The sequence below is a fragment of the Mangrovicoccus ximenensis genome, assembly GCF_003056725.1.
GTDB lineage: Bacteria > Pseudomonadota > Alphaproteobacteria > Rhodobacterales > Rhodobacteraceae > Mangrovicoccus > Mangrovicoccus ximenensis.
Map to the genome: position 1 here is coordinate 1 of NZ_QBKZ01000021.1, position 19,495 is coordinate 19,495.

The 19,495-nt window shown below is 68.6% G+C and carries 15 protein-coding genes and 5 pseudogenes; 11 read left to right on the top strand and 9 right to left on the bottom strand.

Annotation, left to right across the window (positions count from 1 at the left end; translation table 11 throughout):
• Nucleotides 1–121 precede the first annotated feature (121 nt).
• The 5 genes from gp17 to C7T91_RS25145 are packed head-to-tail and all read left to right on the top strand — an operon-like array spanning nt 122 to nt 4,391.
• Nucleotides 122–541, top strand: a complete 420-nt coding sequence (gp17, locus tag C7T91_RS25125) for a tail completion protein gp17 (RefSeq protein WP_108262279.1) — start codon at nt 122–124, stop codon at nt 539–541.
• A 2-nt stretch (nt 542–543) separates the two neighbouring features.
• Nucleotides 544–858 carry a phage head closure protein gene (locus tag C7T91_RS25130; RefSeq protein WP_161556104.1) on the top strand — a complete coding sequence of 105 codons (315 nt, stop codon included), beginning with the start codon at nt 544–546 and terminating at the stop codon, nt 856–858.
• Nucleotides 855–1,241 carry a phage terminase small subunit P27 family gene (locus tag C7T91_RS25135; RefSeq protein ID WP_108262283.1) on the top strand — a complete coding sequence of 129 codons (387 nt, stop codon included), beginning with the start codon at nt 855–857 and terminating at the stop codon, nt 1,239–1,241. Before C7T91_RS25130 ends, C7T91_RS25135 begins: the two co-directional genes overlap by 4 nt.
• Nucleotides 1,241–2,851, top strand: a complete 1,611-nt coding sequence (locus C7T91_RS25140) for a terminase large subunit (protein WP_108262285.1) — start codon at nt 1,241–1,243, stop codon at nt 2,849–2,851. Before C7T91_RS25135 ends, C7T91_RS25140 begins: the two co-directional genes overlap by 1 nt.
• Before the next feature lie 13 nt (nt 2,852–2,864).
• A complete protein-coding gene (locus C7T91_RS25145) occupies nt 2,865–4,391 on the top strand; it encodes a phage tail tape measure protein (RefSeq protein WP_108262287.1) in 1,527 nt (508 codons plus the stop codon).
• On the opposite strand, the gene C7T91_RS25150 is transcribed toward C7T91_RS25145, so the two are convergent.
• The 6 genes from C7T91_RS25150 to hutI form a co-directional block, all read right to left on the bottom strand.
• The gene (locus C7T91_RS25150) at nt 4,300–4,632 is read right to left on the bottom strand and encodes a HutD family protein (RefSeq protein ID WP_108262289.1); all 333 of its coding nucleotides are present in this window, start codon (nt 4,630–4,632) and stop codon (nt 4,300–4,302) included. The two genes, C7T91_RS25145 and C7T91_RS25150, sit on opposite strands and share 92 nt — an antisense overlap.
• Nucleotides 4,629–5,279 (bottom strand): flavin reductase family protein, encoded by a 651-nt coding sequence (locus tag C7T91_RS25155; RefSeq protein ID WP_108262291.1) that lies wholly within the window; start codon nt 5,277–5,279, stop codon nt 4,629–4,631. Before C7T91_RS25155 ends, C7T91_RS25150 begins: the two co-directional genes overlap by 4 nt.
• A gap of 66 nt (nt 5,280–5,345) precedes the next feature.
• The gene (gene hutU, locus C7T91_RS25160) at nt 5,346–7,043 is read right to left on the bottom strand and encodes a urocanate hydratase (protein WP_108262293.1); all 1,698 of its coding nucleotides are present in this window, start codon (nt 7,041–7,043) and stop codon (nt 5,346–5,348) included.
• A gap of 11 nt (nt 7,044–7,054) precedes the next feature.
• Nucleotides 7,055–7,846: an N-formylglutamate deformylase gene (gene hutG, locus C7T91_RS25165; protein ID WP_108262295.1), complete on the bottom strand. Its 792-nt coding sequence runs from the start codon at nt 7,844–7,846 to the stop codon at nt 7,055–7,057.
• Complete coding sequence (hutH, locus tag C7T91_RS25170; protein WP_108262297.1) at nt 7,846–9,375, bottom strand: histidine ammonia-lyase; 1,530 nt, start codon at nt 9,373–9,375, stop codon at nt 7,846–7,848. Before hutH ends, hutG begins: the two co-directional genes overlap by 1 nt.
• Nucleotides 9,375–10,562, bottom strand: a complete 1,188-nt coding sequence (gene hutI, locus C7T91_RS25175; protein WP_108262299.1) for an imidazolonepropionase — start codon at nt 10,560–10,562, stop codon at nt 9,375–9,377. The genes hutH and hutI overlap by 1 nt, the downstream gene beginning before the upstream one ends.
• Before the next feature lie 95 nt (nt 10,563–10,657).
• Here hutI and C7T91_RS25180 point away from each other — a divergent pair.
• A pseudogene (locus C7T91_RS25180) lies at nt 10,658–11,722 on the top strand (formimidoylglutamate deiminase); the annotation flags it as partial.
• On the opposite strand, the pseudogene C7T91_RS36975 reads toward C7T91_RS25180, so the two are convergent.
• Nucleotides 11,675–11,941, bottom strand: a pseudogene (locus tag C7T91_RS36975) (xanthine dehydrogenase family protein molybdopterin-binding subunit); the annotation flags it as partial. The pseudogenes C7T91_RS25180 and C7T91_RS36975 overlap by 48 nt on opposite strands.
• On the opposite strand from C7T91_RS36975, the pseudogene C7T91_RS36980 reads away from it, so the two are divergent.
• Nucleotides 11,906–12,343: pseudogene (locus C7T91_RS36980) on the top strand ((2Fe-2S)-binding protein). The pseudogenes C7T91_RS36975 and C7T91_RS36980 sit on opposite strands and share 36 nt — an antisense overlap.
• A 1-nt stretch (nt 12,344) precedes the next feature.
• Nucleotides 12,345–13,571, top strand: a pseudogene (locus tag C7T91_RS36985) (molybdopterin cofactor-binding domain-containing protein); the annotation flags it as partial.
• Between the two features lie 648 nt (nt 13,572–14,219).
• Here the strand turns inward: C7T91_RS36985 and C7T91_RS36990 are convergent.
• Nucleotides 14,220–14,360: pseudogene (locus C7T91_RS36990) on the bottom strand (sodium/substrate symporter small subunit); the annotation flags it as partial.
• Between the two features lie 949 nt (nt 14,361–15,309).
• On the opposite strand from C7T91_RS36990, the gene C7T91_RS31875 reads away from it, so the two are divergent.
• Nucleotides 15,310–15,717, top strand: a complete 408-nt coding sequence (locus C7T91_RS31875; RefSeq protein ID WP_145963019.1) for a hypothetical protein — start codon at nt 15,310–15,312, stop codon at nt 15,715–15,717.
• Nucleotides 15,718–15,766: 49 nt separating this feature from the next.
• Nucleotides 15,767–16,999 (top strand): hypothetical protein, encoded by a 1,233-nt coding sequence (locus tag C7T91_RS25205; RefSeq protein ID WP_108262307.1) that lies wholly within the window; start codon nt 15,767–15,769, stop codon nt 16,997–16,999.
• Between the two features lie 102 nt (nt 17,000–17,101).
• Here C7T91_RS25205 and C7T91_RS25210 read toward each other — a convergent pair whose 3' ends face one another.
• Nucleotides 17,102–18,058 (bottom strand): ParB/RepB/Spo0J family partition protein, encoded by a 957-nt coding sequence (locus C7T91_RS25210; protein WP_108262309.1) that lies wholly within the window; start codon nt 18,056–18,058, stop codon nt 17,102–17,104.
• Nucleotides 18,059–18,772: 714 nt separating this feature from the next.
• Between C7T91_RS25210 and C7T91_RS25215 the strand changes: the two genes are divergently transcribed.
• On the top strand, nt 18,773–19,303 hold the full coding sequence (locus C7T91_RS25215; RefSeq protein ID WP_108262311.1) for a DEAD/DEAH box helicase: 531 nt from the start codon (nt 18,773–18,775) through the stop codon (nt 19,301–19,303).
• Nucleotides 19,304–19,495: the final 192 nt, after the last annotated feature.

Genomic DNA, 19,495 nt, shown 5'->3' on the forward strand with positions numbered 1-19,495 from the left:
CACCCCGGCACCAACGCCCAGCCCTTCCTTCTGCCCGCAGCCCGGCTGACACAGGCCCGCACCCGGCGCAGGATCGCGCGGGCGGTGGGCAAGGCAGTCCGAAACGCAAAGGCCAAGGCCGATGATTGACCCGACCGAAGCCTTCCAGACTGCCGTTCGCTCGACCCTGATCGCCTCGCCGGACGTGGTGGCGCTGGTGCAGCCGGAGAACATCCGCGAGCTTCCTGGACGCCCCGAGAACTTCCCGAGCATCCTCTTCGGCAACCAGAAGCTCGAATTCCTGGGCTACTCGGGCAATGGCTGGCGTTCTGGCCGTGTCTCTCTGGTCCTGCATATCTGGGCGCTTGAGAATGCCCAGATCGCCCGGCAGATCGGCGGTGCGGTCCTGCATGCGCTCGAAACTGGCCCGGCAGACACCGAGGACACGATGTTTCTCGACTGGCAGCGGCCCACCCTCGCCTGGATGCGCGACCCCAAGCCCGAGCTGGTAGCGACCCACGGCGCGATGGCCCTCGAATGCGTCGCCATGTGGAGGCCTTGACCATGATCGAGGCAGGCAAGCTGCAACACTACATCGAGCTTCAGCACGAGACGGAGATCGTCGCCGCCTCTGGTGCAGTGACCAAGACCTGGACCGCCTACGCGGCGGGACGCGCCGAGCTGAGGCAGGCGACCCTTTCCGAGTTTCTGGCCGACTACGGCACCGGCACCGAGAACAACGGCGTCTTCCTGATCCGCTGGCTTCCCGGCGTGACCGTCTCCGACAGGATCGTTCACGGCGGCAGGGTCTGGAACATCGTCGCGATTGCCGAGATCGGGCGCAGGCGCGGCCTTGAGCTGCGGGCAGTGGCGGCATGAGCACCCATTTGCGGGGCATCAAGCCGCCTATCTCCGCCGACGCAGAGGCCCTGACGAAGGCCCCACCGGTGCCGAAGCACCTGGGGACGCATGCCAAGGCCGAGTGGAAACGGATCATGCCCCAGCTCATTGCCCGGCAGATCATCACGAAGGCCGACTTGTCCGGCGTGGAGAACTACTGCATGGCCATGGGTGCCGTCCGCCAGATCGCCGACGCGATGGCGGCAATGCCGGTGCCCGACCTAAAGCTGGGCGGGCTGCAAATCCGCTACGCGCAGACCGCGCGCCAGCTCGCCGCCGAGTACGGCCTGACCCCGACTTCGCGCGCCCGCGTGGGTGCTGCCCTGCCGGATGATGACGAAGACGACCCGCTGGCGGTGTGATGACGACGAAAAGCACCTATCCGGCGTGGGTATTCGACGGCACGCCGATCGGTGACCCTCTGGGGTACGGCGAACGGGCCGTGGAGTTCCTTCGGCGGCTCAAGCACCCGGCCAGCTCCGCGCCCAAACGGGCCTTCCAGCTCGCGCCCTGGCAGGAACGGATTGTCCGGCGCATCTACGGGCCGAGGAACCCGGACGGCTCGCGCGTGGTGAAGAGCGTCTTCCTGATGATCCCGCGCGGCAACAGGAAGACCTCGCTGGCCGCCGCCCTCGCCCTCCTGCACCTTCTGGGGCCTGAGAAACTGCCCGCCGGGCAGATCATCTTCGCCGCGTCTGATCGCGAGCAGGCGGGTATTGGCTTCCGCGAAGCCGCCGAGATCATCCGGCAGGACAAGCGCCTTGAGCGCGTGACCAAAATTTATGACGCCAACAACGCGCCGAAGACCGTCAAGAGCACCCGCGACGGCTCGACCCTCAAGGCCGTGTCCAGCGACGGCAAGGCTATGCACGGCACGACGCCGACCTTCATCCTGGCCGACGAAATCCACGTGTGGAAGGGCCGCGATTTGTGGGAAGCCCTTCAAAGCGGCATGGCCAAGCGCCCCGGCGGGTTGACCGTGATCGCCACGACCGCCGGGCGCGGTGCCGAGGGCCTTGCCGCCGAGCAGTACAGCTATGCGCGCGGTGTCGCGCTTGGCCAGATCGAGAACCCCGAGTTCCTGCCGATTTTGTTCGAGCCGGAGCAGGGCGACCAGTGGGACCACGAAGCCGTCTGGCACCGGGTGAACCCCGGCCTCGCCCATGGCTTCCCTGACCTCGACGGCCTCCGCAGCCTTGCGAAGAAGGCGAAGGACAGCCCGCCGGAGCGCCACAGCTTCGAGCAATTCAACCTGAACCGCTGGCTGGGCAACAGCCGCGACCCGCTCTTCGACTTCGAGACCTACGACGCACGGAAGCTCCACGACGACGACGAAGACCTAGAAGCCCTGCCCTGCTGGCTGGGCGTGGACCTGTCCCGCTCTGGCGACCTGACGGCCATTGTCGCGGCCTTCCAGCATCCTGACGGACAGGTGACGCTCCGGCCCACGTTCTTCGTGCCCGGCGAAGACCTGAAGGCGCGTGAAGACCGTGACCGCGTGCCCTACCAGAAGTGGGCCGACGAAGGCCTGATCCGCCTGTGTCCCGGCCCGATCATCGACGAAGGCGCAGTCGAGGACGAAATCCGTGAGCTGTGCGCCAAGTTTGACGTAAGGGAAATCGGTTTCGACCCGCACCTAGCCGCGCGCATGATGCAGAACCTCTTCGATGACGGCCTGCCCGTGGTGGCCGTCCGGCAAGCCCCGCTGACCATGGGCGCAGCCGGTGCAGACCTTGAGCGCATCGTGAACGGCAAGCTGGTGCGCCATGACGGGCACCCTGTCCTTCGGCATCACCTCGCGTCCGTGGTGGCCGTCCGCACCGATACCGGCCTTGTGAAGATGCATAAGGGCCAGAAGACCGACCGGATTGACGGCGCAGTCGCCGCCGCGATGGCCATCTACCGCACGTCTCTCGGGCAATCGAACCTTTCCGCCTACAACGCCCCCGAGGCGTCCCTCTTCGTTTTTTAGTGAGTGATTACCCATGACCAGCAACACCGAGATGCCCGGCCTGATCGTCCCGATTGAGGCGAGGATTAACCAGCTTGAAAGGAGCTTTCAGCGGGCCAACCAAGCCCAGCGGCGCTTCGCCCGCGACACCGAGCGCCGGGCACGCCAGAACGCCGAGCGCATCGGCCAGCAATACGAGGGCCTGGGCGCGAACATCACGCACAGCCTGTCGCGCATCCAGCTTCCGGGCGTGGGGTCCATCGGCGGTTTGGCCGGGGCTGGCGCCCTTGCCGGTATCGGCCTTGCCGCCGCCCAGGTACACCGAACCATGCGGGCCGTTGCCGACATCGGCAACGAAGCGGCCCGTGCTGGCGTGGACGCGGAAAGCTTCCAGCGCTGGCAGTACGTCGCCGAGCGGAACCGCATCAGCCTTGACGCCATGACGGACAGCTTCAGGGAATTGAACATCCGGGCTGAAGAGTGGGTCGCGACTGGCGAGGGTTCGGGCGCCGAGGCTTTCGCGCGGCTGGGCTTCAGCGCGGAAGAGCTGGCCGAGAAGCTGAAAGACCCCTCCGAGCTGATGCTTGAAATCATGACCCGGCTTCGGCGGCTCGACCGGGCGGCCCAGATCCGGGTTGCGGACGAGGTCTTCGGCGGCGAAGGCGGCGAACGGTTCGTGGAAATGCTGCGGCTGAGCGATGCCGAAATTCGCAACATGCTTGGCAGCGCCTCAACGCTGAGCGCCGAGCAGATCGCGAACGCAGACGAACTTGACCGGCGGTATAGCGCCCTGACGACCTCGATTGCGAACGGCTGGAAGCGGGCGGCTGTCGAAGTGGTGGACTTCGCCCGGCAGGTGGCGAACGTCCGGCTTGAGACTGACGAAGTTGACACGTCCTCGCTCTTTCGCAGCCCCGCCCAGGCATCCGCCCTGCTTGGCGACGGCGTCATTGAAGCGCTCGACGGCAACAGCGAAGCGGTGAAGGCCCACGCGGAAGAAATCGCCGGCCTTCTCGCGCTGTATGGACGGTTCGGCGCGCAGGCCGATGCCGTCACGCCGATGATGCAGCGCTTCGCGGGCGAGCTGCGCCGGGCAGGCGAAGGCGAGGCTGCCGCCGCCATCAACGAAGCCGCAGCAGGCATGCAGGTGCTGAGCGCCCAGCTCGACAACGGCGAAATCAGCGCCGGAGAATTCGAGACCGGCATGGCCGAGTTGATCCTCAAGGCCCGCGAGGCCTTCGAGTCCGTGGCCGACATCGACGGCGCCAGCTTCGGGCGCGTCATCGACCGCCTGGGCGAGCTGTGGGACGCGCTCGACAGTCTCCGCACCAAGGCGACCGAGACCCGCGAGGCCCTGCCCGGTGGCGGCGGCGCTGGCAGTATCGACATGCAGGCGATGCGCAACCGGCAGGAGGCCGAGGCCGAGAGCATGCGCAACTGGCGCGCGATGCAGGAGGCCAACGACCGCTTCACGGCCTCCGAGCAGGCCCGCAACGCGGCCACGACCGAGGCCCTGCGCCTTGATCGAAGCGCAGCGGATCGATGCCGGGGGCGGCGGTGACCCTGCGGCCGCCGATGGCCAGCCGCACCGGATCGCCCGCGACCGGGGTGAAGAGCCGCTCCACCCCCGGAAACGCCGAGAACGGGCCGGAGCGGTCGATTACCGCCAGGCTGATCCGCCAGAGGAAATCCCCGATCCCGGCGCCTTCGGGGAAGCTCGCCAGGGTCGCCGTCCGCCCGCCGCCGTTCTGCCATGGGTCGAAGACGCGGGTGGCGGCGCTCCATTGCGGGCCGGGCGTCACGCCTTGCCCTCCAGCCCGTCGGCGGCAGCGGCGCTGCCGGGGATGCGCATCTCGAAGGTCTCGCGGATCACCGCGTAGTCGTAATAGCCCATCCTTGCCAGCGGCTCGATCTTCGCGACATCGAGCTTGCCTTCCGCGCTGATCACCGCGTCGGCGACATGGATGCGCTCCACCTGGCCATAGACCACGTCGATGCTGCCGACCGCGGAATTGCCGGGCAGGCGGTGGGTCGACAGGTAGCGGCATTCGAACTGGCACGGGCTTTCGGCGACGCGCGGCCCCGGCGCGTCGATGCAGGCGGCCTTGGTCACGCCCGCCGCCTCGAATTCGTCCGCTTCGGGCGGCAGCGCGGCGGCAGAGGCATTGACCGCTTCGCGCAGCGCATATGTCGCCATGTTCCAGACGAACCAGCCGGTCTCCTCGGCATTCACCACCGTGTCCTTGCGCCGTCCGTCCGGGTAGTGGTTCGCCGAGAACATCACCAGCGGCGGGTCGAAGGTCAGGTTCTGCCATTGGCTGTAGGGCGCCAGGTTTGCGATCCCGCTGCGGCTGACGGTGGAAATCCAGCCGATCGGCCGCGGCACGGTGCAGGCCTTGAAGGGCGAAAAGGGCAGCGGGCAGGGATCCTTGCCGGGGGCGTAATGCATCGCGTCTCTCCTTGGCTTGCGGAGGGCGGGTCCGCCCTCCGTCCTGTCATGGCCTCCGGGCCGGGATCAGTTGCCGAGGATCCGAGGCAGGCGCAGCTTGTTGGCGCGGGCGCATTCGATCGCCTCCGGATAGCCGGCATCCGCGTGCCGCCAGACGCCCGAGGCCGGGTCGTTCCACAGCACCCGCTCCAGCCGCTTGGCCGCCTCCGGCGTTCCGTCGGCGCAAATCACCACGCCCGCATGCTGCGAGAAGCCCATGCCGACGCCGCCGCCATGATGCAGCGACACCCAGGTCGCGCCGCTTGCGGTGTTGACCAGCGCATTCAGCAGCGGCCAGTCCGAGACCGCATCCGAGCCGTCGCGCATTGCCTCGGTCTCGCGGTTGGGGCTGGCCACCGAGCCGGAATCCAGATGGTCCCGGCCGATCACCACCGGCGCCTTCAGCTCGCCCGAGGCCACCATTTCGTTGAATTTCAGCCCCGCGCGGTGGCGGTCGCCGAGACCGATCCAGCAGATCCGCGCCGGCAGGCCCTGGAAGGCGATGCGGTCGCGCGCCATGTCGAGCCAGCGGTGCAGATGGGCGTTCTCGGGGAACAGTTCCTTCATCGCCTGGTCGGTCTTGTAGATGTCCTCCGGATCGCCCGACAGCGCCGCCCAGCGGAACGGGCCGATGCCCTTGCAGAAGAGCGGGCGGATATAGGCGGGCACGAAGCCGGGGAAGGCGAAGGCGTTCTCCAGCCCCTCTTCCTTGGCCATCTGGCGGATGTTGTTGCCGTAATCCAGCGTCGGAACCCCGGCGTTCCAGAAGCCGACCATCGCCGCGACATGCGCCTTCATCGACTGTTTCGCCGCCTTGGCGACGGCTTCCGGCTCCGCTTCCTGCCGGGCGCGCCATTCGGCGACCGACCAGCCCGCGGGCAGGTAGCCGCGGAACGGGTCATGCGCCGAGGTCTGGTCGGTGACGATATCCGGTTTGCCGTTCGGCAGCGCCTCGCCCGCCTCCATCCGGCGCAGGATTTCCGGGAAGATCTCGGCCGCGTTGCCGATCAGCGCCACGGATTTCGCCTCTCCCGCCTGGGTCCAGCGGTCGATCATCGCCAGCGCCTCGTCGAGATCGCGGGTCTTCTCGTCGCAATAGCGGGTGCGGATGCGGAAATCGGCGCGGGTCTCGTCGCATTCGACGGCAAGACAGCAGGCCCCGGCCATGACGGCCGCCAGCGGCTGCGCGCCGCCCATGCCGCCGAGGCCGCCGGTCAGGATCCACTTGCCCTTGAGGTCGCCGCCGTAATGCTGCCGCCCGGCCTCGGCGAAGGTCTCGTAGGTGCCCTGCACGATGCCCTGCGCGCCGATATAGATCCAGCTGCCGGCCGTCATCTGGCCGTACATCATCAGGCCCTTGCGATCGAGCTCGTTGAAATGCTCCCAGGTGGCCCATTCCGGCACGAGGTTCGAATTGGCGATCAGCACCCGCGGCGCGTCGGCATGGGTGCGGATGATGGCGATCGGCTTGCCGGACTGCACGATCAGCGTCTCGTCGGCCTCGAGGTCCTTGAGGCTTTCCACGATGGTGTCGAAATCCTCCCAGGTCCGCGCCGCGCGGCCGATGCCGCCATAGACGACCAGCTCGTGCGGGTTTTCGGCGACATCCGGGTGGAGATTGTTCATCAGCATCCTGAGCGGCGCCTCGGTCAGCCAGGACTTGGCGTTCAGCTCGGGGCCGACCGGCGGGAAGACGTCGCGGATATTGTGGCGGGGATTGGTCATCGGATGTCCTTTCAGCGCGCGAGCGACGGCGCGAGGTCGATCAGGTCTTGGCAAATGTCTTTCAGCACGGCGCGCAGGCTTTCGGCCTTCTGCGCGTCGAGCCCGAAGGGCGGTTCCTCTCCGGCGAGATGCGAGGACTGCGCCAGCTCCATCTGGATCGCGTGGAGGCCGTCATGGGGCCGCCCGTAATGCCGGGTGGTCCAGCCGCCCTTGAAGCGGCCATTTGTGATCACAGTCCGCCCGGAGGCATCGCAGCGGGCCCGCACGGCGGCGGTGATGCGGGGATCGCAGGTCTCGCCATTGTTGTCGCCGATGTTGAAATCCGGCAGCACGCCCTCGAAGAGCCACGGGATCACCGAGCGGATCGAGTGGCAGTCATAGAGGATCGCCACCCCGTGGATCGCCTTCACCCGGGCCAGCTCTGCCTCGAGCGCGGCATGGTAGACGGCATGCCAGTCGGCGCGGCGGGCCGCGATCGCGGCCGCATCCGGCGCGGTCTCCCAGATCGGCGCATTGTCGAAGGTGGTGGTCGGCACCAGAGTCGTGGTGGTCTGGCCGGGATAGAGGCTGACGCCTTCCGGGTCGCGGTTGGCGTCGATCAGGTAGCGGTGGAAATTCGCGGCCACCGCGGTCACGCCCGGCACCAGATCGCGATAGAGCGCCTCGACATGCCAGTCGGTGTCGCGCAGCAGGCGGCCTTCGGCATTCAGCTGCGTGCGGATGTCTTCGGGGACGTAGGTGCCGGTATGCGGAAAGCCCAGCACCAGCGGGCTGCCGCCGCGGGTCACGGTCACGGGATGCATCAGAACACCTCCGGCAGGGGCAGCCCGGCGGCTGCGGTCAGGGTTGCGTCGGCGATCAGCCGGCCGGCGGCTTCCAGATCGGGGGCCATGAAGCGGTCCGGGCCGAGCTCCGGCACGGTCCCGCGCAGGGCTGTGATCACATTCGCCAGCGCGGGCGAGGTGGCCAGCGGCGCGCGGAAGGCGATGCCCTGCGCCCCGGTCAGCGCCTCGACGCCGAGGATGTAGTTCAGGTTCTCTGTCATCTGCAGCAGCCGCCGCGCGCCATGGCAGGCCATCGAGACATGGTCCTCCTGGTTGGCGGAGGTCGGCGTGGAATCCACCGAAGCCGGATGCGCCAGCTGCTTGTTCTCGCTCATCAGCGCGGCGGTCGTCACTTCGGCGATCATCAGGCCCGAGTTCAGCCCCGGCGCGGGCGTCAGGAAACCCGGCAGCCCGTAATTCAGCGCCGGATCAACCAGAAGCGCGATGCGCCGCTGGGCGATGGCGCCGATCTCGGCAATCGCCAGCGCCATTTGGTCGGCGGCGAAGGCGACCGGCTCGGCGTGGAAATTGCCGCCCGAGACCACCGAGCCGTCCGACAGCACCAGCGGGTTGTCGGTGGCGGCATTGGCCTCGATCTCCAGCGTGACCGACACCTGGCGCAGCAGGTCGAGGCAGGCGCCGGTGACCTGCGGATGGCAGCGCAGGCAGTAGGGGTCCTGCACGCGCTCGTCATCCTCGCGGTGGCTCTCGCGGATTTCGGAGCCGTCGAGCAGCGCGCGCAGCGAGGCCGCCACGTCGATCTGGCCCTGATGGCCGCGCAATGTGTGGATTTCGGCGCGGGTCGGCGCGGTCGATCCCATGGCGGCATCGGTCGACATCGCGCCTGTGATCACAGCCGCCTGCAGCGCACGGGTGGCGCGGAAGAGCCCCGCCAGCGCCAGCGCGGTGGAGACCTGCGTGCCGTTGATCAGCGCCAGCCCTTCCTTGGCGGTCAGCACGACCGGGGGCAGCCCGGCACGGGCGAACGCCTCGGCCCCCGGCAACCGTTCGCCGCCGAAGAGGGCCTCGCCTTCGCCGATCATCACCGCCGCCATGTGGGCGAGCGGCGCCAGGTCTCCCGAGGCGCCGACCGAGCCCTTTTCCGGGATCACCGGGATCACGCCGGCGTCGAGCATCGCCTCGAGCAGCCGGATCAGCTCCGGCCGCACGCCGGAGGCGCCGCGGCCGAGCGACATCAGCTTCAGCGTCAGGATCAGCCGGACGATTTCCGGGGCCAGCGGCTGGCCGACGCCGCAGCAATGGCTGAGGATCAGGTTGCGCTGCAGCGTCTCGACATCTCCGGCGGCGATGCGGATCGAGGCGAGCTTCCCGAAGCCGGTATTGATGCCGTAGACCGGGTCCTTGCCGGCGGCGACCCGGGCGATCAGCGCGGCGGCGGACTCGATCGCGGGCATCGCGGCCGGGTCCAGCACGGCTGCCGTGCCGTTCCAGTAGATACCGGCCAGGGTCTTCAGATCGACCTTGCCGGGGACGAGGGTGACGGCCATCAGACGGGTTCTCCCTTGAAGACCCGCGATTTCAGCGGGTTGAAGCCGATGCGGTTGGCGATCTGGGCAACGCTTGCGGCATCCCAGAGCGCGAAATCAGCAGAGGCGCCTTTTGTGATCACACCCGTCTCGCTGCCCAGCCCGAGCGCGGCGGCGGCATGGCGGGTGGTGGCGGCGAAGCATTCGCGCACGGTGAGCCGGTAGAGGGTCGCGCCCATGTTCATGGTCATCAGCAGCGAGGTCATCGGCGAGGTGCCGGGGTTGCAGTCGGTGGCCAGCGCCATGCGGACGCCGGCGGCGCGGAAAGCCCCGACCGGCGGCACCTGTTCCTCGCGCAGCATGTAATAGGCGCCGGGCAACAGCACCGCGACCGAGCCGGCCGCGGCCATCGCGGCGGCGTCTCCGGCCGTGGCATATTCCAGATGGTCGACCGACAGGGCGCCATGGCGCGCGGCCAGCAGCGTGCCGCCCTGGTGGGTCAGCTGCTCGGCATGGAGCTTGACCGGGATGCCCAGCTCGTCCGCGCGGGCGAAGAGCGGCTCCAGCTCGGCGGCGGAAAAGGCGATGCCCTCGCAGAACCCGTCCACCGCATCGGCCAGCCCTTCGGCATGGGCCTGCTCCAGACCGGGAATGGCGACGTCATTGATATAGTCGGCGCCGCGCCCCTTGTAGTCCGGCGGAAGGGCATGGGCGGCCAGCCAGCTTGTGATCACACGCACGGGGCGCAGCGCGCCGAGCCGCCGCGCGGCGCGCAGCATGTTCAGCTCGGCCTCGATCTCCAGCCCGTAGCCGGACTTGATCTCGACGGTCGACACGCCCTCGGCCAGCAGGTGGTCGAGCCGGGGCAGGGCGGTCTCGACCAGCTCGTCGACCGACAGCGCCCTTGTCGCGCGCATCGTCGAAGCGATGCCGCCGCCAGCGCGGGCGATGTCCTCGTAGCCGGCGCCGTCGAGCCGCATCTCCCATTCCATCGCACGGTCGCCGCCATGCACCAGATGGGTGTGGCAATCGACCAGCCCGGGGGTCAGCAGCGCGCCGCCGCAATCCATCACCTCGGCGCCGTCGCGGGCCAAGCCGTGCCCGACCTCCGCCACCCGGCCCGACTCGGTCAGGATCTCCAGCTCCTCGGGGTCGAGACTGTCCGAAAGCCCTGTGATCACACGGGCATTTGTCCAAATTCTGCGCATCGCGTCCGTTCCGGCTTTCCCTGTTGTGTCCATAAGTATATACATATGACCAAGCAGGCAGGAAAGCCTTTGCGGACCAACAGGCGGAGCGGAGCATGAAAATCATCGCGGAACGGGCGCTTCTGCCCGATGGATGGGCAGAGAACGTGGCGGTGGTGCTGGATGGCGCCCGGATCGCCTCGGTCGAGGCCGGGGCGGGCGGCGAGGGGCTGCGCGTCGCCTGCCTGGTGCCGGGCATGGCCAACCTGCACAGCCACGCCTTCCAGCGCGGCTTTTCCGGGCTGACCGAGGCGCGCGGGCCGGGGCGGGACAGCTTCTGGACCTGGCGCGAGATGATGTACCGCTTCGCGCTGACGCTGGCGCCGGAGGAGGCCGAGGCGATCGCCGCGATGGCCTATGTCGAGATGCTGGAGGCGGGCTACACCCGGGTCGGCGAATTCCACTACCTGCATCACGCGCCGGACGGCGCCGCCTATGCCGACCCGGCCGAGATTTCGGCGCGGATTTTCGCGGCGGCGGCGGAGACCGGCATCGCGCTGACCCATCTGCCGGTTTTCTATGCGCATGGCGGCTTCGGGCCGGTCCCGGCGGTCGAGGGACAGCGGCGGTTCCTGCATTCGCGCGACGCCTTCCTGCGGCTGGTCGAGGCCTGTGACGGGATGCGCCGCCCGGGCGACGTTGTGGGCTATGCGCCGCATTCGCTGCGCGCGGCCACGGCGGAGGATCTGGCCTTCCTCGCGGCGGCACTGCCGGACCGGCCGGTGCATGTCCATGTCGCCGAGCAGGTGAAGGAGGTCGAGGACTGCCTGGCCTTCTCGGGGCGCCGTCCGGTCGAATACCTGCTGGACGAGGCCGAGGTCGGGCCGCGCTGGTGCCTGATCCACGCCACCCATCTGATCCCGGCGGAGGTCGCGGGCATTGCGGCGCGCGGCGCGGTGGCCGGGCTCTGCCCGGTGACCGAGGCCAATCTGGGTGACGGCCTCTTCCCGGCGCCGGACTTCCTGGCGGCGGGCGGCCGCTTCGGCATCGGCACCGACAGCAACGTGCGGATCAGCCTCGCCGAAGAGCTGCGCGTGCTGGAATACGGCCAGCGGCTGGCCACGCGGGAGCGCAGGCAGCTCGGTCACCAGCTCTCCGGCCGCCGCGATGGCATTGGCCAGCGCCGGGCCCGCGGGCGGCACGCCCGGTTCGCCGATGCCGCTGGGCGCCTCGGCCGAGGCCAGGATTTCCACCTCGATCGAGCCGATATCGGTAATCCTGAGCGGCTCGTAATCGGGGAAGTTCGACTGCACGACTTCGCCGCCCTCGAGCGTGATCATGTTGCGCATGACCGCGCCGAGGCCATAGCCGATGCCGCCCTCGACCTGCGCCTTCACCAGCTTTTGTGGGTGATCCGCGACGAGCTGAAGCTGNACCGGCACCAAGTTCGGCTGCGGCGTNGGCGAGCTGCGGCGCCTGCACGGTGCATCTGGACGGGGTGCCGGTGCGCTCCTGCCAGACCTTCGTCGAGGATGCCGAAGGGGCCGAGGTGACGACGATCGAGGGCATCGGNCGGCAAGGCCGCGCAGGCGGTCCAGGCGGCCTGGGCCGAGCTTGACGTGGTGCAGTGCGGCTATTGCCAGTCGGGACAGATCATGTCGGCGGTGGGGCTCCTGAGCGAGACGCCGAAGCCCACCGACGAGGATATCGACGCGGCGATGTGGGGCAATGCCTGCCGCTGCGCCACCTACCAGCGCATCCGCGCCGCGATCCATCGCGCCGCCGACATCATGGAGGCCTGAGATGAGCTTGCAGACCACACGCCGCGGATTCCTCAAGGCGGCCGGCGCGGGCGCGCTGGTGATCGGGATGGGGCCGCATGGCCTGATGGCGCAGGGCGATGACGGCGGCATGCTGACGCCCTTCGTGCGGGTCGATCCCGACGGCACGGTGACCGCGATCGTCAAGCATTTCGAGATGGGGCAGGGCACGACCACCGGCCTGACCACGCTGATCGCCGAAGAGATGGGGATGCCGATGGAGGCGATGAAGGTCGCCTTCGCGCCCTCGGACCCGGAGGTCTACAACAACCTCTTCTTCGGCAAGTTCCAGGCGACCGGCGGCTCGACTGCGACGGCCAACAGCTGGATGCAGTACCGCCAGGCCGGCGCGGCCGCGCGCGAAATGATCCTGCAGGCCGCGGCAAAGGCATGGGGCGTCGAGCCCGGCACGCTGACGCTCGAGGGCGGCAAGATCGCCGGCCACGGCGACCCGGCGGAGATCGCGCCCTTCCTCTCGGCGGCAGCGGAGCTGCCGGTGCCGGCCGAGCCCGCGGTCAAGGATCCCTCGGACTTCGTTCTGATCGGCAAGCCCGGGGTGAAGCGCAAGGATACGCCGGGCAAGATCGACGGCACCGCGCAATTCGCGATGGACGTGCAGCTCGACAACCAGCTGGTCGCGGTGATTGCGCGGCCGCCGCGGATGGGGGCGGTGGTGTCCTCCTTCGACGACAGCGGCGCGCAGGGGATCAAGGGCTTCGTCATGGCCGGAACGCTGGCCAATGGCGGCGGCGTGGCGGTGATGGCCGAAACCACTTGGGCGGCGATCCAGGCGCGGGACGCGATCACGGTCGAGTGGGACGTCTCGGCCGCCGAGAGCCGCAGCTCGGAGGACGTCAAGGCGGAGCTGCTGGCGGCGGTGAACGCGCCCGCGGAATACGATGCCAAGGGCGTGCCGGAGGATGCCGCGGGCATCGAGGGCGCGGCGACGGTNGATCGANGCGGACCTATTACTTCCCGCNTCCTCGCCCATGCGCCGATGGAGCCGCTGACCTGCACGATCCGCCCCGATGCCGATGGCGGGATCACGCTGCTCGACGGCGCGCAGATGCCGACCTCGCCGCATATGGCGCTGGCGCAGATCCTCGGGCTCGACCCGTCGCTGATCCGGGTGGAGACGCTCTATGCCGGCGGCTCCTTCGGGCGGCGCGGCAACCCCTCGGCGGATTACCAGGTGGAGGCGGGGCTGGCCTTCGCGCTGACCGACCGCACGCGCCCGGTGAAGCTGGTCTGGACCCGCGAGGACGACATCAAGGGCGGCTGGTACCNGTCCGGCCTTNCGCCCACAAGGTCCGGGTCGGCATCGGCTCCGACGGCAAGATCGCCGGCTGGGNACCACCGGGTCGCCGGGCAGTCGCTGATGAAGGGATCGGTCTTCGAGTCGGTGATCGTGGTCGACGGCGTCGACGGCAGCTCGGTCGAGGGGGTGGCGGACACGCCCTATGCGATCCCCGGCATGTATGCGGGGCTGACCGACCATGCCAAGGCGACCTCGATCCTGTGGTGGCGCTCGGTCGGGCATACCCATACCGCCTATGTGATGGAGACGATGATGGACTTGGCCGCGGCGGCGGCGGGACNAGGANTCCGCTGGCCTTCCGGCTGGCGCATCTGCCCGGCGACCGNGCCCGAGCAGCTGNCGGCTGGCCGCNGGTGCTGGAGGCCGTCGNCGGCGAAGGCCGGCTGGGGCANGTCCGCAGGACGGCNCGTGTGCAGGGCATNCGCGGCGCATCANCTCCTTCGGCTCCTATGCGGCGGAGGTGGTCGAGATCTCCGGCAATNGCCGCCGACGGGGTGNAAGATCGAGAAGGNTCACCGCGGCGGTCGATTGCGGCATCGCGGTCAATCCGGACGTAATGCCCTTCAGAAGCGGCCGCAGCAGGATGCCGAAGCCGAAGGAAACCAGTGCCCAGATGATCAGGCACATCTTGATGAGGCCGAGATTGGCCTCCCAGTATTCATTGTCAGAATTGTCCGCCATGGCGGTCTCTCCCTTCTCGGTTGCTCCTTGCGACGCCCCTGCGGGCGGCGCGTCTCCCTTGTCTCGGTCCGGGCGGGACTGGCGTCGTCTTCTTGGTCTTCTGGACATGCCCGCACCGGCACGATGCTTGGCGCGGCCCGGCCTGGCGGCCACGGCCTGGGCAATCCGCAGCCTGTCGACCTGGCCGTCCGGCTGCAGATGGCGAACACGCCGCAACTGATCTGCATGATCGGCCTCGGCGGGGCCGGCTGCAGCCTCCGCTTCCCCGCCGCACAGGGCATCGAGCCGGGCCATGGCCCCGACCCGGGCTCCGCCGGACCCTTCCGGCAGTAGTCCGAGAAGGCGCCTTGCCTCGGCATGGAGCGCGCGGCACGCGGACGGCGGCACCGCCCCGAACAGGGGATGGGAAAATTTCTCCGGTCCCGGCATCGCCCGCATCCTCGCTGCTGTGGCTCGCCTCCAGCTGAGCATGGACGGCCAGCCCGTTCAATACCGGTACATGTCCGGCCATCCGGATAGCGCCCCAATTCAATACCGGTACATGGAGGCCGATCCGGATAGCGCCCCGGGCGGCGCAACGGGACGCCCGCGCGGGACCGCCCCGAACCCAATACCGGTAGGCATGGGAAAACCGGGATAGCGCCTCCAAATGCAACATGCTGAAATACTGCGGCATTGCCGCCAGGAGGTGCCGCACGTTTCTGAATACCGGTACATATGGACCCGGCAGGATAGCGCCTCAGGGCAGTCCTGCCGGGGACGCCCGGAATCTCGCGACAGCGCGCTCGAACTGGGTGCCCTCGGCCGCGCGCGGGACACGAAGGGGCGGAGGGCCATCCGGTCGGCTGCCCGCATCCCCTGCCCCGGCCTCACCGGCCGGGATATCGGCACTCATCCCGGCAAGGGTCCGGGCAATCTCGCCAGCCATCTCGGTAGGGAGGGACGCAGCGTGGAGCAAGATCGCCAACTCCGCCCGCGCCGCCTGCAGAACCGCCGCTTCGGCCGCGAAGGGCAGGACAACCGCGAGCACGCCCTCCTCCCCCGCCAGGGCGCGCAGATAGGCCCCGAACCCGCCGACGACCGCAGGCCCTTCCGGGGCCATGGCGGCAATGGCAACCACCGCGCCACGCGCGGCCGTCTCATGGCCGGCACAGGATGTCCACGCTCTGCTCCAGGCCTCGAAGGCGGATCGCGCAGCCGGATGGAGCGGCAGTTCCGCCGCATCCGCAATTCGGACATCTTCCGGTTTCCAGCCCGCTGCCATGGGCATGATGAGGCGCTCCCGCTGCCGGAATTGTCAAGGTCGCGGCTGCTCGAGATTAAATTCGTGAAATTAATTTTATTCAGGAAACCATAGGCTTGCAGGCCACGCGACAGATGCCCAAATCCATCCGGAGCGAACAAAGATGGAACACGCGCAGGTGCAGGACCACGACACGGGCGGATTGCCGGCCTATCTCCACTTGGACGAGAAGACCTGTAGCGCCATGTTCGGCGCCGACCCGCGATGGACACGGCTCGTCCTCGACGCATCCTATCTGCACCGGAAAGCAAGCGTTGCCGAGGACCTCGCAACGAACCGGACCGGCGAGATCGTGCTCGACCTCAACGCGGCGGAAACCGCGGCACCCGGCCGCTTTGCCCGCAAGGACAAGCTGCCATGGGCCAACCGTGACCGCCCCTGGACGCCGGAAGATTTCAGCCGCAGCAGGAACGACGACCTCATCCTGAGCATGGCGCAATTCGCCGCCGCGCACCATGTCCACACGGTGCTCGCGCCCACGCATCTGCTCGGCGACATGGGAGAGCCCTGGCTGCCGGTCGACGCGGACGGCTGCCGCCAACTGCGCGCGGCGCTGGATCGGCTGGGATGCGCGCATGTCACCATCGACTATCCGGTCCTGGCGCCGCTCGCCCGCGTGCGCGAGCATGCCTGGCGCAAGCAGGTCATCTCCGCGCTCGCGGATCTGCCATTCGGCCAGCTTTGGCTCCGCGTGGGCGGCTTCGGGCTCCACGAAGACAAGCGGGCCGGCATCCTCGTAGTCGCGCTGCAGGATTTCCAGGCGCTCGGACGCCCGATTGTCCTGGACATGGCCGGAGGGGTCGCCAGTCTCGCCGTGCTGGCCTGTGGCGCCGTCAGCGCATTGGGCCACGGCATCGCGAAAAACGAAAAGATGGACTTTTCCGAGTGGCGCAAGCAACCCAAAGTCGGCAGCAGCGGCGGCGCGCCAATGGCATCCCGAGCCTATCTTGCCCAGATCGACGCCTTTCTCAAGCAGGACCAGCTTGCAGATTTTGCGGGTCAGGTTCCGGCACAGGCCATGATCGATCGCCACTGCCAAAATTTCCTGCGCGACCGCGCTGCCCAGCTGGACAATGCTGTGTCCGGCAGCGCCGAAGAACGTGCCGCAGCCTTCGTCGCCGATCAACGGCAACGCTTGTGGGAGCTCGAACAGGAGATCAAGCGGGGCGATGCGCCGGGCCTGGCTGCCACACAGCTGGACAAGGCACGGCAACGCACCAAGGTACTCATCCGCGGCCTGGAGGAGACAGGAGCAACCCGCTTCCGTTCGTTCGCGGTCCCGCTTCTGCAGCGCAGCCATGACGCGTTGCAATACCCGCTGGACCTGCAGCCCTGAGCCCGCAATTGCGGCGCAAAAGCGGCCACCGGCGGGACGCCGCAGGCGATCCCGGAATTGCGTTTTCCAAATGTCTTGCCATGTGGCAAGACATGCGCCTTCTCAAGCGTCCCCGAAGCGGTCCCGGACAAATTCCCGGATGGCCGCATCGAACTCTTCGCGGGATATTTCGGGCGGCACTTCCAGGACCAGCTTGCGGCCCCTCGGGATCGCGGCAATGCCGGCCGCCGCGCTCGGCCCGTAAACCTTCGGAGCCGGAAGCTCGGCGGCAGGCGGCCGCGCCGGCTTCAGCAGCGCCGCCAGGACCTGCGCTCCGGTCCTCGCCGTCCCCTCGGCCTTCCCGGCCGCCATGTCCCTTGCCACTGCCAGCACTTTCTCCCTGGCGCCCGGATCAGACAGGAGCGGCGCCAGCTGCCGCGCATGCACTTCGAGGATGTCGCGGATCGAGGCGTAGGCCGCCACGATTTCTTCAGGGAGACGCGCCAGGGCCAGGCGGCGCGACAGCCAGCTCTCGCTGACCTCCAGACGCCTGGCCATGACGGACTGCGTGCCGCCGTAGTAGCGCTCCAGCGCAACGGCATAGCTGCACGCGCGCTCGTAGTCGCTGATGTCCCGGCGGTGGCGGTTCTCCACATCGGCCAAACGGAAGGCCTCCTCGTCGCCGAGATCCCGGATCTCGACGAGAAACGGCATCTCCGGATGGCCGTTCGCGCGCAGCCAGCTGACCGCGAAATGCCGCCGCGCGCCGCAGATCACCTCGTAGGCAACGCCCCCGCCATCCCGCACCTGCCGCACGATCGCGGGAAACTCCTGGCAACCCTGCGCGCGGATGCCGGCAATGAGGTCGCCGCAGGCTTCCTCGTCCAGCAAACCATAGCTGCGGTTGTGCCCCTCCCAGATCCGGCACGCAGCCGGATCGACCAGCAGGATGGACCCTGCACCGGCCTCCGGCGCCTTCCGCTTCCGGCGCCTGTCTGGCCCGGCGGCCTTTGCAGCCTCCGGCTGCCCCTCCAATCCGGACAGGAGGTCGCCGAACGCGGCATCCTTGCTCTTGCTCATGGCGGCTCTCCCTGTCGGCAATCCACCCGTGCGGCTGACACGGCGACAGAGCCCGTGCGGACGGGTTCTTCGCGTTGCCAGCGGGCTGCAGGACGAATCAGGCCAAGTTGAAGCAAGTATCCAGAGATGCGCAACTCCATGTCAACGCAGCAGAAAAATGTTTCCAAGGGTACTTTTTTCTGCACCTTGGGCGCGGGACAAGCCGCCGTTCCGCTGCCAGGGAAGGAGCCGGCCACGGCCCCTCTCCAGCACGGCGGGAAGCTCCATGGAAAGGGACCAGGCAGGAGGTACCCATGGCGGGCCGGCTGACGGACCAGTTCGCCCGGCGCCATCGCGCGAGGCAGATCCTGCGCAATCGCGCCCCCGCGAAATCCGGCCGTCCGGCCGATCCCAGGCTGCTGCCCGAGCCGGTCCGGAAGGTTTCCCCGGGCTGCGCCCATGGCCTGTCCGATCCGCTGCGCCGCCGCGGAGACGGCCTTGCCGTGCTTCTCCGGCGGCTCTGGGCTGCCGGACGCTTTCCGCCTGGCGCGCAGCTTGCCTGGCCGGAGGCAAGGCCGGACGACTGGCCGAGGCGGATCCCGCGGCGGCGCTCGGCCACCGCCCGCGAGCGAAACCCCGATCTTCCTCCTGACCCTCGAGCCCGGGAGACCGGGCTACGCCCTCCCTGCGGTTGGCGGCGGCGGCCAACTTGCCTGACGGTGCCGGTCAAGATGGTTGTCGCCCACCAACGCCAAGCGCGCCCGGCTGCGCGAGCTGCTGGCGGAGCTGGTGGCCGAGGACCGCCACGTGCTGGTCTTCTCGCAATTCGTGGAAATGCTGCGGCTGGTCGAGACGGACCTCGCGGCGGCGGGGATCGCGTCGCTGTCGCTGACCGGCGACACGCGCGACCGCGCCGGGGTGCTGGAGGCCTTCTCCCGCGGCGAAGCGCCGGTGTTCCTCCTGAGCCTGAAGGCCGGGGGCACCGGGCTGACCCTGACCGAGGCGGACACGGTGATCCTCTACGACCCGTGGCGGAACCCGGCGGTCGAGCGCCAGGCGATGGACCGCGCCCACCGGATCGGGCAGGACAAGCCGGTCTTCGTGCACCGGCTGGTGGCGGCAGGCACGGTGGAGGAAAGGATCCTGGAGATGCAGGCCCGCAAGCAGGCCCTCGCCGACGCCCTCTTCGCGGAAGGCAATGCGGGCACCGACACCCTCCTCGACGCCGCCACCCTCCAGGACCTCTTCGCCCCCCTCGGGGCATGACCGCCACACGGCCTTCTCCAGCCGCGCCCACCGCACCACCAGGACCAGAAATCAACCGTGCACGCGACGCAAATTGCCCCGCAACACCGCGTTGCCGGGCATCCGGTGATGCGCCTGGCCTGCCTGCGCCCAGCCTTCAACCCGCTTCAAATTCCCCTGAGCAGCGTCGCAGCCTCGGGTGCCGCAGCCAGC